This window comes from Citrobacter sp. CK188, from assembly GCF_030333525.1.
Lineage (GTDB): Bacteria > Pseudomonadota > Gammaproteobacteria > Enterobacterales > Enterobacteriaceae > Citrobacter_B > Citrobacter_B koseri.
Genome location: NZ_JAOWFU010000034.1, coordinates 439,948 through 453,326 on the forward strand (window position 1 = coordinate 439,948; position 13,379 = coordinate 453,326).

The 13,379-nt window shown below is 50.8% G+C and carries 12 protein-coding genes and 1 rRNA gene; 11 read left to right on the top strand and 2 right to left on the bottom strand.

Annotated features, from left to right (window positions below; all coding sequences use genetic code 11):
• Positions 1-179: 179 nt before the first annotated feature.
• The 4 genes from dusB to OGV67_RS15775 all read left to right on the top strand — a co-directional run bounded on the left by dusB (position 180) and on the right by OGV67_RS15775 (position 2,683).
• Positions 180-1,145 carry a tRNA dihydrouridine synthase DusB gene (gene dusB / locus OGV67_RS15760; RefSeq protein WP_115614371.1) on the top strand — a complete coding sequence of 322 codons (966 nt, stop codon included), beginning with the start codon at positions 180-182 and terminating at the stop codon, positions 1,143-1,145.
• Positions 1,146-1,168: 23 nt separating this feature from the next.
• A complete protein-coding gene (gene fis / locus OGV67_RS15765) occupies positions 1,169-1,465 on the top strand; it encodes a DNA-binding transcriptional regulator Fis (protein ID WP_000462905.1) in 297 nt (98 codons plus the stop codon).
• Between the two features lie 86 nt (positions 1,466-1,551).
• Positions 1,552-2,436, top strand: a complete 885-nt coding sequence (gene yhdJ / locus OGV67_RS15770; protein ID WP_104868121.1) for an adenine-specific DNA-methyltransferase — start codon at positions 1,552-1,554, stop codon at positions 2,434-2,436.
• 82 nt (positions 2,437-2,518) lie between these two features.
• Positions 2,519-2,683 (top strand): DUF2556 family protein, encoded by a 165-nt coding sequence (locus OGV67_RS15775; RefSeq protein ID WP_047460895.1) that lies wholly within the window; start codon positions 2,519-2,521, stop codon positions 2,681-2,683.
• A 52-nt stretch (positions 2,684-2,735) separates the two neighbouring features.
• Here OGV67_RS15775 and envR read toward each other — a convergent pair whose 3' ends face one another.
• Positions 2,736-3,398, bottom strand: coding sequence for an acrEF/envCD operon transcriptional regulator (gene envR / locus OGV67_RS15780; protein WP_115614370.1), 663 nt, complete (start codon positions 3,396-3,398; stop codon positions 2,736-2,738).
• A gap of 406 nt (positions 3,399-3,804) precedes the next feature.
• On the opposite strand from envR, the gene OGV67_RS15785 reads away from it, so the two are divergent.
• From OGV67_RS15785 to OGV67_RS15815, 7 genes are all read left to right on the top strand, one after another.
• Positions 3,805-4,962, top strand: coding sequence for an efflux RND transporter periplasmic adaptor subunit (locus OGV67_RS15785; RefSeq protein WP_047460889.1), 1,158 nt, complete (start codon positions 3,805-3,807; stop codon positions 4,960-4,962).
• An 11-nt stretch (positions 4,963-4,973) separates the two neighbouring features.
• A complete protein-coding gene (locus tag OGV67_RS15790; RefSeq protein ID WP_286465723.1) occupies positions 4,974-8,087 on the top strand; it encodes an efflux RND transporter permease subunit in 3,114 nt (1,037 codons plus the stop codon).
• A 269-nt stretch (positions 8,088-8,356) separates the two neighbouring features.
• Entirely contained in the window at positions 8,357-8,578 is a 222-nt protein-coding gene (locus OGV67_RS15795; protein ID WP_012135403.1) for a putative periplasmic lipoprotein, read from the top strand.
• A 433-nt stretch (positions 8,579-9,011) separates the two neighbouring features.
• Positions 9,012-10,037 carry an amino acid ABC transporter substrate-binding protein gene (locus tag OGV67_RS15800; protein WP_012135405.1) on the top strand — a complete coding sequence of 342 codons (1,026 nt, stop codon included), beginning with the start codon at positions 9,012-9,014 and terminating at the stop codon, positions 10,035-10,037.
• A gap of 69 nt (positions 10,038-10,106) precedes the next feature.
• On the top strand, positions 10,107-11,288 hold the full coding sequence (locus tag OGV67_RS15805) for an amino acid ABC transporter permease (protein ID WP_049010077.1): 1,182 nt from the start codon (positions 10,107-10,109) through the stop codon (positions 11,286-11,288).
• Between the two features lie 9 nt (positions 11,289-11,297).
• A complete protein-coding gene (locus OGV67_RS15810) occupies positions 11,298-12,401 on the top strand; it encodes an amino acid ABC transporter permease (protein WP_024130997.1) in 1,104 nt (367 codons plus the stop codon).
• A 7-nt stretch (positions 12,402-12,408) separates the two neighbouring features.
• Positions 12,409-13,167 (top strand): amino acid ABC transporter ATP-binding protein, encoded by a 759-nt coding sequence (locus OGV67_RS15815; RefSeq protein ID WP_012135408.1) that lies wholly within the window; start codon positions 12,409-12,411, stop codon positions 13,165-13,167.
• 130 nt (positions 13,168-13,297) lie between these two features.
• Here the strand turns inward: OGV67_RS15815 and rrf are convergent.
• Positions 13,298-13,379: ribosomal RNA gene (rrf, locus tag OGV67_RS22185) — 5S ribosomal RNA — on the bottom strand; the annotation flags it as partial.

Here is a 13,379-nt window from a genome sequence, read left to right on the forward strand (position 1 = left end):
AAAATTCGGCTTCATTTTATAACGCAATGATTTATAAAGTTAATTAATTCTCATCATTCATCTTAACTGCGATTCTTTGATCCACCTCAGAGGATTGGTCAAAGTTTGGCCTTTCATCTCGTGCAAAAAATGCGTAATATACGCCGCCTTGCAGTCACAGTATGGTCATTTCTTAACTCATGCGCATCGGACAATACCAGCTTAGAAATCGCCTGATCGCAGCGCCCATGGCTGGCATTACTGACAGACCTTTTCGGACGCTGTGCTATGAGATGGGAGCAGGATTGACGGTATCCGAGATGATGTCTTCTAACCCGCAGGTTTGGGAAAGCGACAAATCTCGTTTACGGATGGTGCACGTTGATGAGCCAGGCGTTCGCACGGTGCAAATCGCCGGTAGCGACCCTGTTGAGATGGCCGATGCCGCACGTATTAACGTGGAAAGCGGCGCCCAGATTATTGATATCAATATGGGGTGTCCGGCTAAAAAAGTGAATCGCAAGCTCGCAGGTTCAGCCCTCTTGCAGTACCCGGATTTAGTGAAGTCGATACTAACCGAGGTCGTGAGTGCAGTGGACGTTCCTGTCACCCTGAAGATTCGCACCGGCTGGGCCCCGGAACACCGTAACTGCGTAGAGATTGCCCAACTGGCTGAAGACTGTGGCATTCAGGCTCTGACCATTCATGGACGCACCCGCGCCTGTTTGTTCAATGGAGATGCTGAATACGACAGTATTCGGGCAGTTAAGCAGAAAGTTTCCATTCCGATTATCGCGAATGGCGACATTACTGACCCGCATAAAGCCAGAGCTGTGCTCAACTATACGGGGGCGGATGCCCTGATGATAGGCCGCGCAGCTCAGGGAAGACCCTGGATCTTTCGGGAAATCCAGCATTATCTGGACACTGGGGAGTTGCTACCCCCCCTGCCTTTGGCAGAGGTTAAGCGCTTGCTTTGCGCGCATGTTCGGGAACTGCATGACTTTTATGGCCAGGCAAAAGGGTACCGAATTGCACGTAAACACGTCTCCTGGTATCTCCAGGAGCACGCTCCAAATGACCAGTTTCGGCGCACATTCAACGCCATTGAGGATGCCAGCGAACAGCTGGAGGCGTTGGAGGCATACTTCGAAAATTTTACGTAATGAAATAAAGAGCTGACAGAACTATGTTCGAACAACGCGTAAATTCTGACGTACTGACCGTTTCTACCGTTAACTCTCAGGATCAGGTGACTCAAAAGCCCCTGCGTGACTCGGTTAAACAGGCACTGAAGAACTATTTTGCTCAACTGAACGGTCAGGATGTTAATGACCTCTATGAGCTGGTACTGGCTGAAGTAGAACAGCCCCTGTTGGACATGGTGATGCAATACACCCGTGGTAACCAGACCCGTGCTGCCCTGATGATGGGCATCAACCGTGGTACGCTGCGTAAAAAATTGAAAAAATACGGCATGAACTAATTTCGATTAGCTAATTGCTTGTTTAAAAAGGCGCTACTCGGCATGGGGAAGCGCCTTTTTTATTCGCGTCAGACAGGAGTTTGTTCATGAATGTCGGATTTGAGCCGCAATATTTTGGCGATGAATCGAAGAAGATCATTCACGGTGATGCGCTTTCAGAATTGAAAAAACTGCCCCCGGAAAGTGCCGATTTAATTTTTGCCGACCCGCCCTACAACATCGGAAAAAATTTTGACGGTCTGGTGGAGTCCTGGGACGAAGAGACCTTTTTGGCCTGGCTGTTTGAATGCATTGATGAGTGCCATCGGGTGCTGAAAAAACACGGCACGATGTACATCATGAACAGCACGGAGAACATGCCCTATCTCGACCTCAAATGCAGGAAACTGTTCGATATCAAAAGCCGCATCATATGGTCGTACGACAGCTCAGGCGTGCAGGCCAAAAAGTATTTTGGCTCAATGTATGAACCCATCCTGATGATGGTAAAAGATGCGAAGAACTATACGTTTAATCGTGATGACATCCTGGTTGAAACCAAAACCGGCGCAAAAAGAGCGTTGATCGATTACCGCAAAAATCCGCCCCAGCCCTACAACACACAAAAAGTCCCCGGAAACGTCTGGGATTTTCCCCGCGTCCGTTACTTAATGGATGAGTATGAGAACCATCCCACGCAAAAACCCAGAGCGCTGTTGAGCCGGATCATCCTGGCCTCCTCAAACCCGGGCGACACGGTGTTAGATCCCTTCGCCGGAAGCTTCACGACGGGCGCCGTAGCCGTGGAAACCGGGCGAAAATTTGTCGGCATCGAAATCAACGATGAATACGTAAAAATGGGCATCAGAAGGCTGAACGTCACCTCTCACTATGCGGAAAACGAACTGGCAAAGGTGAAGAAGCGCAAGACAACAAACCTGTCCAAAAAGAGCCGTATGGCCGAAATGACGGATGCATCTCAGGTGAAGTAAAAGCATTGTAAGTCTGCTTTTCTGCCGCGTTGTTTCGTGTATATTCCTTGCACGCTTGGGCATGAATACACAGGATTTGGCAATGATTCGTAAGTATTGGTGGCTGGTTGTTTTCGCAGTCTCCGTTTTCCTTTTTGACGCATTACTCATGCAGTGGATCGAACTGATGACAACGGAATACGATAAATGCCGCAACATGAATTCGGTTAACCCGCTCAAACTCGTCAACTGCGCCGACCTTGAGTAGTACGCCAGCCAGTTCTATGCAAATTATGCCGACGCACAGTTGGGGATAACCGTTACGCTTCCACGACCGGGTTGTTATTCTGCGTTAATACCATCACATTGCCATTCGGAACTAACATTTTTAATACATTATCCACTAATTGCGGCGCCTGCTTATAGAGATCATAACTGGAAGGATTCATTAACCAGTTCTTTACGATCCCGCTAAAACTGCCATGAAGCACAATTAAATTGACCTCGACATCAAGACCGGTCGCAATCAGTCCTTTATTCATACATTGCTGTAATGCTTCACGCATTATCTGATAACTGAAGCCTATTTTTTCCCGAATATCCTGCTCTGATATCATATCATTATGAAATTCACATTTATGATATAAAATCTGCATTAATGCCTGTTGTCGGGGCACCTCAGCAATATATTGCAAAGCGGCAATCAGTTTTTCACGCAAATTCTGTAGCGGATTATCGCCCCCACACGTTGTTAACCTGTCCTGAATGAGATCGCGTAGCGGCGGTTGCTGACCCCATACCTCATTAAACAACTGCGTCTTGTTCTCAAAATGCCAATAGATAGCGCCCCGCGTAACATTCGCGGCGTCTGCAATGTCGTTTAGCGTGGTGTTGCCGACCCCGTGCAAGGCGAACTGTACGATCGCTGTTTCAATCAAGTGTTGTCGGGTTCTGAGGGCGTCCGCTTTTGTTTTCCTAGTCATAATGAAGTGTGTCTGAAACCGAAGGATGACAGTAAATACTGTTCAGGGATAACGCGCAAATGTATCACTTCATTTTTATTTAAACGAGAGTCCTCGTGTATTATTACGCACAATACATCCAAACAAATAATAAATACAAATGAATCAAATAAAATCATTCATCAAAAAAATATATATTTCTATCTGTGTTAATGAAAGACAGGGTTTTACTTTTCCACCGCATTATGAAACGACAGGATATTAATCTTTTTTTGCTTTTACGTGCCGTGCATGACGACCGGAAATAAGTATTGCTTACATCACGAGCTGATAATTTGTAGGATAGCCAACTGCTCTTTTATTTGTGCGCGTTAACGCCTTACCGTTATCCGGTAAATAACGAGCTTCGGTTTTCTAAGGAACAGTAATGACGAAACATGCCAGGTTTGCACTCCTGCCCTCATTCATCATAATCTCCGCTGCGTTACTCGCCGGTTGTAACGATCAGGGAGATACGCAAGCTCACCCTGCTGAGCCGCAAGTCACCGTCCACGTAGTCGAATCTGCCCCCTTAGCGGTGACGACCGAGCTGCCGGGGCGCACGACGCCATTTCGTATTGCGGAAGTCCGGCCTCAGGTCAGCGGCATTGTACTGAAAAGGAATTTCACCGAAGGTAGCGATATCGAAGCAGGCCAGTCGCTTTATCAGATTGACCCGGCGACTTATCAGGCTGATTACGACAGCGCCAAAGGCGAGCTGGCAAAAAGCGAAGCTGCCGCCGCCATTGCGCACTTAACGGTTAAACGCTACGTTCCGCTGGTTGGCACAAAATACATTAGCCAACAAGAGTACGACCAGGCCATCGCCGATGCTCGTCAGGCCGATGCCGCCGTTATCGCCGCAAAAGCCGCAGTAGAAAGCGCGCGCATCAACCTCGCCTACACCAAAGTGACTTCGCCGATCAGCGGCCGCATTGGTAAATCCAGTGTCACCGAAGGCGCGCTGGTGACCAATGGTCAGGCAACCGAACTGGCGACCGTGCAACAGCTTGACCCTATTTACGTTGATGTGACGCAGTCCAGCAGCGATTTTATGCGTCTCAGGCAGTCCGTCGAGCAGGGTAGCCTGCACAAAGACAACACCCGCAGCAACGTCGAGTTGGTAATGGAAAATGGTCAGGCGTACCCGCTGAAAGGCACGCTGCAATTTTCCGACGTTACGGTAGATGAAAGTACCGGTTCTATCACCCTTCGGGCTGTTTTCCCCAATCCTCAGCACACCCTGCTTCCCGGTATGTTTGTCCGCGCGCGAATTGATGAAGGCATTCAGCCCAATGCCATTCTCGTTCCACAGCAGGGCGTAACGCGCACGCCGCGTGGCGATGCGATGGTGATGATCGTCAATGATAAAGATCAGGTTGAAGCGCGCGACGTTATCGCTACTCAGGCGATCGGCGATAAATGGTTAATCAGCAAAGGGTTGCAACCGGGCGACAAAGTTATCGTCAGCGGCTTGCAGAAAGCCCGCCCGGGCGAACAGGTTAAAGCCACCACCGATGCCCCTGCGGCGAATGCAGCGCAATAAGGTAACCGGACATGGCAAACTTTTTTATTAATCGCCCGATTTTTGCCTGGGTTCTGGCCATCATTCTCATGATGGCTGGCGCCCTGGCGATCATGCAACTGCCTGTTGCGCAGTACCCGACCATCGCGCCGCCCGCCGTTGCGATTTCCGCAACCTACCCGGGGGCAGACGCGCAAACGGTGCAGGATACCGTAACGCAGGTTATCGAACAGAATATGAACGGTATCGATAACCTGATGTATATGTCGTCCACCAGCGACTCGTCCGGTAGCGTAACCATTACGTTGACGTTCCAGTCCGACACCGACCCGGATATCGCACAGGTTCAGGTACAAAATAAACTGCAACTGGCCATGCCTTTGTTGCCGCAGGAGGTACAGCAGCAAGGTATCAGCGTCGAGAAATCAAGCAGTAGCTTCCTTCTGGTGGCCGGTTTTGTTTCCGACAATAAGAACCTGACGCAGGATGATATTTCCGATTATGTGGCGTCTAACGTTAAAGATACCATCAGCCGGACATCCGGCGTCGGCGACGTCCAACTGTTTGGCGCACAGTACGCGATGCGTATCTGGCTCGACAGCAATGCGTTAAACAAATACCAACTGACGCCGTTAGATGTTATTAACCAGCTGAAAACGCAGAACAACCAGATTGCCGCAGGCCAACTGGGCGGGACGCCTTCCATCCCGGGACAGCAGCTTAACGCCTCTATCATCGCGCAAACACGCCTGAAAACGCCGGAAGAGTTTGGCCGCATCACGCTGAAAGTGAATCAGGATGGTTCGATGGTCCATCTTAAAGATGTGGCCCGCATCGAACTTGGCGGCGAAAACTACAACATGGTGACGAAGATTAATGGCCAGGCGGCGACAGGCTTGGGTATTAAGCTGGCAACCGGCGCGAACGCGCTGGATACGGCAGCGGCCATTAAAGCGAAGCTTGCGGAACTACAGCCGTTCTTCCCGCAAGGGTTGAAGGTGGTCTACCCGTATGACACCACGCCGTTTGTGAAAATATCGATTCATGAAGTGGTGAAAACGCTGTTTGAAGCGATCATCCTCGTTTTCCTGGTCATGTATCTTTTCCTGCAAAACATACGCGCGACGTTGATACCGACCATTGCTGTGCCGGTTGTACTGCTGGGTACATTCGCCATCCTGGCGGCGTTCGGTTTCTCTATTAATACGTTAACAATGTTCGGGATGGTGCTCGCCATCGGCTTGCTGGTCGATGATGCTATCGTCGTCGTGGAAAACGTCGAACGCGTGATGGTGGAAGAAAAGCTACCGCCCAAAGAAGCGACTCAGAAATCAATGTCGCAGATTCAGGGCGCGCTGGTGGGGATCGCGATGGTGCTTTCCGCCGTATTTGTGCCGATGGCCTTCTTTGGCGGCTCAACTGGCGCAATTTACCGCCAGTTCTCGCTGACTATCGTTTCTGCAATGGCGCTTTCTGTACTGGTTGCGCTCATCCTGACGCCTGCGCTTTGCGCCACGCTGCTTAAGCCTGCGTCTGCCGATCACCATGAAAAGAAAGGTGGCTTCTTCGGGTGGTTTAACACGCTGTTTGAGAAAAGCGTCGGGCATTACAGTAACAGCGTCAGCGGTATTTTGCGCAAGACCGGGCGTTATTTGCTGCTGTATGTCCTTATCGTCGGCGGCATGGCCATTTTGTTCCTGCGCTTACCCACCTCCTTCCTGCCGGAAGAAGATCAGGGCGTATTCATGACGATGGTGCAGTTACCGGCTGGCGCGACGCAGACGCGTACGCAGCAGGTGCTGGATCAGATTCAGAACTACTATCTGAACCAGGAAAAAGCCAACGTTGAATCCGTCTTTACCGTGAATGGTTTTAGCTTTAGCGGACAGGGGCAGAACTCCGGTATCGTCTTTATTAGCCTGAAGCCCTGGGAAGAACGCCCCGGCGAAGAAAATGGCGTAGAAGCGATCGTTGCCCGCGCAACCAGGGCATTCAGCCAGATAAAGGATGGTCTTGTCTTCCCGTTCAACCTGCCCGCGATTATTGAGCTGGGTACGGCAACGGGGTTTGACTTTGAACTGATCGATCAGGCGAACCTGGGCCACACGGAGCTCACCAAAGCCCGGAACCAGTTGCTGGGTATGATAAAAGAGCATCCCGACCTGCTGGTTCGCGTACGCCCTAACGGGCTGGAAGATACGCCACAGTTCAAGCTGGATGTCGATCAGGAAAAAGCACAGGCTCTGGGAGTCAGCCTGTCAGACATCAACCAGACGATTTCCACCGCGCTTGGCGGCACGTACGTGAATGATTTCATCGATCATGGACGAGTGAAGAAAGTCTATGTCCAGGCGGATGCGCCGTTCCGCATGTTGCCCGGTGACATCAACAATCTGTATGTCCGTAGCGCAAACGGTGAAATGGTTCCGTTCTCCACCTTCAGTTCGGCACGGTGGATTTACGGCTCACCACGTCTGGAACGCTACAACGGTATGCCTTCAATGGAGCTGTTGGGTGAAGCGGCGCCCGGCAGAAGTACCGGGGAAGCGATGGCATTAATGGAAAGCCTGGCGGAAAAATTACCGAACGGTATTGGTCATGACTGGACAGGCATGTCGTATCAGGAGCGCCTCTCCGGCAACCAGGCTCCGGCGTTGTATGCAATCTCACTGATTGTGGTCTTCCTTTGCCTGGCTGCATTGTATGAAAGCTGGTCCATTCCGTTCTCCGTTATGCTCGTTGTACCGCTAGGCGTGGTCGGCGCATTGCTGGCCGCCTCGCTTCGCGGACTGAATAACGACGTTTACTTCCAGGTTGGCCTGCTCACAACCATTGGTCTTTCTGCTAAAAACGCCATCCTGATTGTGGAGTTTGCCAAGGATCTGATGGAGAAAGAGGGACGAGGGTTGATTGAGGCAACGCTTGAAGCGTCGCGTATGCGTTTACGCCCAATCCTGATGACATCTCTGGCGTTCATCCTCGGCGTTATGCCGCTGGTTATCAGTCATGGCGCAGGCAGTGGCGCACAAAATGCGGTGGGAACAGGGGTTATGGGAGGAATGCTGACGGCGACATTGCTGGCAATCTTCTTCGTTCCGGTCTTCTTTGTGGTCGTGAGACGTCGATTTAACCGGCATCATGATTAACCACTAAAATTAAGGCGCCCTCGGGCGCCTTTTTCCAAAATAATTATCCATTTATGTATTAAAAAGATAGTCATTTATTTTCCCTGCTATTTACCAGACATGCACCGCTTAGCCATCCTTTTCTCCATTATTTTTACAATCAACATGAATTGAAATTATTCCATATGCGGGTGCCTTTTTAAGGCGTGATAAAATAGCGTCGGGTTCGCAGCTAGCGGAGCATTCGACTTTGCTGGATGTAGCGAAACGTTTATTTTTGAGGTAACACCATGAAAAGATTAATTCCTGTTGCATTGCTCACAACCTTGCTGGCGGGGTGTGCGCATGACTCTCCTTGCGTTCCGGTTTATGACGACCAGGGTCGTCTGGTTCATACCAATACCTGTATGAAGGGCACCACGCAAGATAACTGGGAAACAGCGGGGGCGATTGCCGGTGGTGCAGCCGCTGTCGCAGGCCTGACGCTGGGGATTGTTGCCCTGACGAAATAGGTTTTATTAAAAGCGCGGCAACCCGCGCTTTTAATATAAGGCAAAGCTCTGGATAATCGATTTATTATTAATCATTAATTATAGATTTCTCTCACATATCTACTCTATAAGATTGGCGCTTTTCATTATTCTGTCTTAGTGAAACTGCATTTATCATACTTATCCTGCCGATATTAACGGGCGAAATCGTTATTCCGCACAGCGCCCGTAAATTTAAATATTTTGCTCCAAAATGTGGCTTACGTTTCATTTTCGCACCATTTCAGGGCGCTGCATTTATTTTTTCCTGTCTACACTCTGCATATTGCGTCGAGCATTCGTTCGCAAAACCTGGCACTACCTTTGCTTAAAAGAGTATGGCCAAAGCCACAGACAGGTAAAGACGTTCCAGAACGTCTCTCTATAACGATAATTTCTCCACACAGGATGCATTATGAAAAAGATGATGATAGCCAGCCTGGCTGCGGTCGGCGTGCTGCTTGCTGTTGCAAATCAGGCGCATGCTGGCGCAACACTGGATGCCGTAAAGAAAAAAGGATTCGTACAATGTGGGATCAGTGACGGCCTGCCTGGTTTTTCTTATGCAGATGCAAGCGGTAAATTCACGGGTATTGACGTCGATGTTTGTCGTGGCGTTGCCGCAGCCGTCTTTGGCGATGATACAAAAGTAAAATATACCCCACTCACTGCAAAGGAACGCTTCACCGCCTTGCAATCCGGCGAAGTCGATCTGTTATCCCGTAATACAACCTGGACCTCTTCACGCGACGCAGGTATGGGCATGTCATTCACTGGCGTGACGTATTACGACGGGATTGGTTTCCTGACGCATAACAAAGCGGGGTTAAAAAGCGCTAAAGAGCTGGACGGCGCCACCGTCTGTATACAGGCTGGCACGGATACCGAACTGAACGTGGCCGATTATTTTAAAGCCAACAAAATGAAATACACCCCGGTCACCTTTGATCGCTCTGATGAGTCAGCCAAAGCGCTGGAATCGGGCCGCTGTGACACGCTGGCTTCTGACCAGTCTCAGTTATATGCCCTGCGAATCAAGCTGAGCGACCCTGCCGAATGGATCGTCTTGCCTGAAGTCATCTCGAAAGAGCCTCTGGGGCCCGTTGTGCGCCGTGGTGATGATGAGTGGTTTTCTGTCGTCCGCTGGACGCTGTTCGCTATGCTGAATGCTGAAGAAATGGGAATTAACTCACAGAACGTAGATGAGAAAGCGGCGAATCCGGCAACACCGGACATGGCGCATTTGTTGGGCAAAGAAGGGGATTACGGTAAGGATCTGAAACTGGATAACAAATGGGCCTACAACATCATTAAACAGGTTGGTAACTACGCGGAGATCTTTGAACGTAACGTGGGATCGGAAAGCCCGCTGAAGATCAAACGAGGCCAGAACAATCTCTGGAATAACGGCGGCATTCAGTACGCACCACCCGTACGCTAAGCCGTTGTGATGTAACGGGCGCCGCACCTGCGGCGCTCAGCCCAGAGTTATGGTTACCGAGGTTTTCTTATGTCCCATCGCCGCTCAACCGTGAAAGGAATGCTCTCCTTTTCTAACCCTGCGGTCCGCGCCTGGTTATTTCAAATACTCGCCGTTATTGCGGTTGTCAGTGTTGCGGTCTATTTAATTCATAATACGATTAACAATCTGAGCAGCCGGGGGATTACCTCAGGATTTGCGTTTCTCGATCGCAGCGCCGGGTTCGGTATTGTTCAGCACCTGATCGACTACGAGCAAGGGGATACATATGGCCGTGTCTTTCTGGTCGGCTTGCTCAATACCCTGCTGGTCTCCGCACTGTGTATTGTTTTTGCGTCATTTTTAGGTTTTTTCCTCGGCCTTGCACGCCTGTCGGATAACTGGTTATTGCGTAAGTTATCGACCATTTACATCGAAACCTTTCGCAATATTCCGCCATTGCTGCAAATCTTCTTCTGGTACTTTGCCGTCCTGCGTAATTTACCCGGGCCACGGCAGGCGGTCAGCGCGCTGGATTTGGTTTTTCTGAGTAATCGGGGACTTTATATTCCGGCACCACAGCTGGGTGAAGGCGTTATCGCTTTTTGCATGGCAATCCTTCTGGCGATCGTCATCTCCACTGGGCTCTTTCGCTTCAATAAAACGCACCAGATTAAGACGGGGCAATTGCGCCGAACATGGCCTACGGCGTTGGCGCTCATCGTGCTATTGCCGGCTGTCGCTCAGTGGCTATTTGGCGCGGCGCTACACTGGGATGTGCCTGAGTTACGCGGGTTTAACTTCCGGGGAGGAATGGCATTAATTCCAGAACTGGCTGCGTTGACGCTGGCGCTTTCGGTATACACCTCGGCATTTATTGCTGAGATCATCCGTTCCGGTATCCAGGCGGTTCCCCACGGCCAGCATGAAGCCGCGCGTTCACTGGGCCTCCCTAATCCGGTAACGCTGCGTCAGGTCATCATTCCCCAGGCACTGCGCGTGATCATTCCTCCATTGACCAGCCAGTATCTGAATATCGTGAAGAACTCATCGCTTGCCGCCGCTATCGGCTACCCGGATATGGTTTCCCTGTTTGCCGGAACGGTACTGAACCAGACGGGTCAGGCCATTGAAACCATCGCCATCACCATGTCGGTTTATCTGATCATCAGCCTCAGTATTTCCCTGCTGATGAATATTTATAACCGCCGTATCGCCCTGATTGAGCGCTAAGGAACCATGATGACAAAAGCTCTTCTGTCTCATCCCATGCGCCCGGCCAATAACGGCGCAGGTCGCATAATTTTGTGGGTACGTAAAAATCTCTTTTCCAGTTGGTCCAATAGCCTGCTAACCCTTTTTTGTCTGTGGCTCATGTGGATACTCATTCCCCCCTTGCTGAACTGGGCGTTTCTACAGGCTAACTGGGTGGGTTCGACGCGTGCTGATTGCACGAAGGCGGGTGCATGCTGGGTATTTATCCACGAACGTTTTGGTCAGTTTATGTATGGGCTTTATCCACATGACCAACGCTGGCGCATCAACCTGGCATTACTCGTTGGTCTGGCCTCCATTGTGCCGATGTTCTGGAAAGCAATGCCCCGTCGCGGGCGCTATATCGCCGCATGGGCGGTTATCTATCCCATTGTTGTCTGGTGGCTGATGTATGGCGGTTTCTTCGGGCTGGAGCGGGTAGAAACGCGGCAATGGGGAGGATTAACACTCACGTTGATCATCGCTTCCGTCGGTATTGCGGGTGCCCTTCCTCTGGGAATTTTGCTGGCGCTGGGCCGTCGCTCTCATATGCCGATCGTTCGGATGCTCTCCGTTATCTTTATCGAGTTCTGGCGAGGCGTACCGTTAATCACCGTGCTGTTTATGTCTTCGGTCATGTTGCCGCTGTTTATGTCGGAAGGAACCAGTATCGACAAACTTATCCGGGCGCTGGTCGGGGTGATCCTTTTTCAGTCTGCCTACGTCGCAGAGGTCGTACGCGGAGGGTTACAGGCATTACCGAAAGGGCAGTATGAGGCCGCGGAATCTCTGGCGCTCGGGTACTGGAAAACCCAGGGACTGGTCATTCTCCCCCAGGCGTTGAAGCTGGTAATCCCGGGTCTGGTGAACACCATTATCGCCCTGTTTAAAGATACCAGCCTAGTGATCATTATCGGTTTATTTGACCTTTTCAGTAGCGTTCAGCAGGCAACTGTTGACCCTGCATGGCTGGGGATGTCGACCGAAGGGTATGTTTTTGCCGCACTGATTTACTGGATTTTCTGCTTCAGCATGTCGCGTTACAGCCAGCATCTGGAGAAACGTTTTAACACCGGGCGTACGCCGCACTGAGGATTTTATGAGCCAATTATTAATTCAACCTGCCGACGCGATGATCACGCTGGAAAACGTCAATAAATGGTACGGTCAGTTTCATGTTCTGAAAGACATTAATCTGAACGTGAAACAGGGGGAGCGTATCGTGTTGTGTGGCCCTTCCGGCTCGGGTAAATCCACGACCATTCGCTGTATTAATCATCTGGAGGAACATCAACAAGGGCGTATTGTGGTAGACGGTATTGAACTCAATGAAGACATTCGCAATATCGAGCGGGTAAGACAGGAAGTCGGTATGGTGTTCCAGCACTTCAACCTCTTCCCACATCTGACGGTATTGCAAAACTGTACTCTGGCGCCGATTTGGGTGCGGAAGATGCCAAAGAAAGAAGCTGAAGCACTGGCGATGCATTACCTGGAACGTGTGCGCATCGCTGAGCACGCCCATAAGTTTCCAGGGCAGATTTCCGGCGGGCAACAGCAGCGCGTGGCTATTGCACGTTCGCTATGCATGAAGCCCAAAATTATGCTGTTTGATGAGCCGACTTCCGCGCTGGACCCTGAAATGGTGAAAGAGGTGCTGGATACCATGATTGGTCTGGCACAGTCCGGGATGACAATGCTTTGCGTCACCCACGAAATGGGCTTTGCCCGAACGGTAGCAGACAGGGTGATCTTTATGGATCGTGGTGAAATTGTTGAGCAGGCGCCACCGGAAGAGTTTTTTGCCCATCCTAAATCAGAGCGTACCCGGGCGTTCTTGTCGCAAGTCATTCACTAACTGCCTGGTGGCGCTGCGCTTATCAGGTGGAACCTGAGCCGGATAAGGCACTGCCGCCATCCGGCAGTTCTCAGGGCGCGTAAACGCAAAAAGGCCCGGTCTTTCGACCGGGCCCTTCGCTTGATTTGATGTCTGGCAGTTCCCTACTCTCGCATGGGGAGACCCCACACTACCATCGGCGCTACGGCGTTTCACTTCTGAGTTCGGCATGG

Excerpts from the sequence above, each read along its gene's own strand:
- OGV67_RS15775 (WP_047460895.1), top strand. The coding sequence starts at position 2,519 with ATGATTCGTAAGTATTGGTGGCTGGTTGTTTTCGCAGTCTCCGTTTTC.
- OGV67_RS15785 (WP_047460889.1), top strand. The coding sequence starts at position 3,805 with ATGACGAAACATGCCAGGTTTGCACTCCTGCCCTCATTCATCATAATC.
- envR (WP_115614370.1), bottom strand. The coding sequence starts at position 3,398 with ATGACTAGGAAAACAAAAGCGGACGCCCTCAGAACCCGACAACACTTG.
- OGV67_RS15805 (WP_049010077.1), top strand. The coding sequence starts at position 10,107 with ATGTCCCATCGCCGCTCAACCGTGAAAGGAATGCTCTCCTTTTCTAAC.
- fis (WP_000462905.1), top strand. The coding sequence starts at position 1,169 with ATGTTCGAACAACGCGTAAATTCTGACGTACTGACCGTTTCTACCGTT.
- dusB (WP_115614371.1), top strand. The coding sequence starts at position 180 with ATGCGCATCGGACAATACCAGCTTAGAAATCGCCTGATCGCAGCGCCC.
- yhdJ (WP_104868121.1), top strand. The coding sequence starts at position 1,552 with ATGAATGTCGGATTTGAGCCGCAATATTTTGGCGATGAATCGAAGAAG.
- OGV67_RS15795 (WP_012135403.1), top strand. The coding sequence starts at position 8,357 with ATGAAAAGATTAATTCCTGTTGCATTGCTCACAACCTTGCTGGCGGGG.
- OGV67_RS15810 (WP_024130997.1), top strand. The coding sequence starts at position 11,298 with ATGACAAAAGCTCTTCTGTCTCATCCCATGCGCCCGGCCAATAACGGC.
- OGV67_RS15815 (WP_012135408.1), top strand. The coding sequence starts at position 12,409 with ATGAGCCAATTATTAATTCAACCTGCCGACGCGATGATCACGCTGGAA.
- OGV67_RS15800 (WP_012135405.1), top strand. The coding sequence starts at position 9,012 with ATGAAAAAGATGATGATAGCCAGCCTGGCTGCGGTCGGCGTGCTGCTT.
- OGV67_RS15790 (WP_286465723.1), top strand. The coding sequence starts at position 4,974 with ATGGCAAACTTTTTTATTAATCGCCCGATTTTTGCCTGGGTTCTGGCC.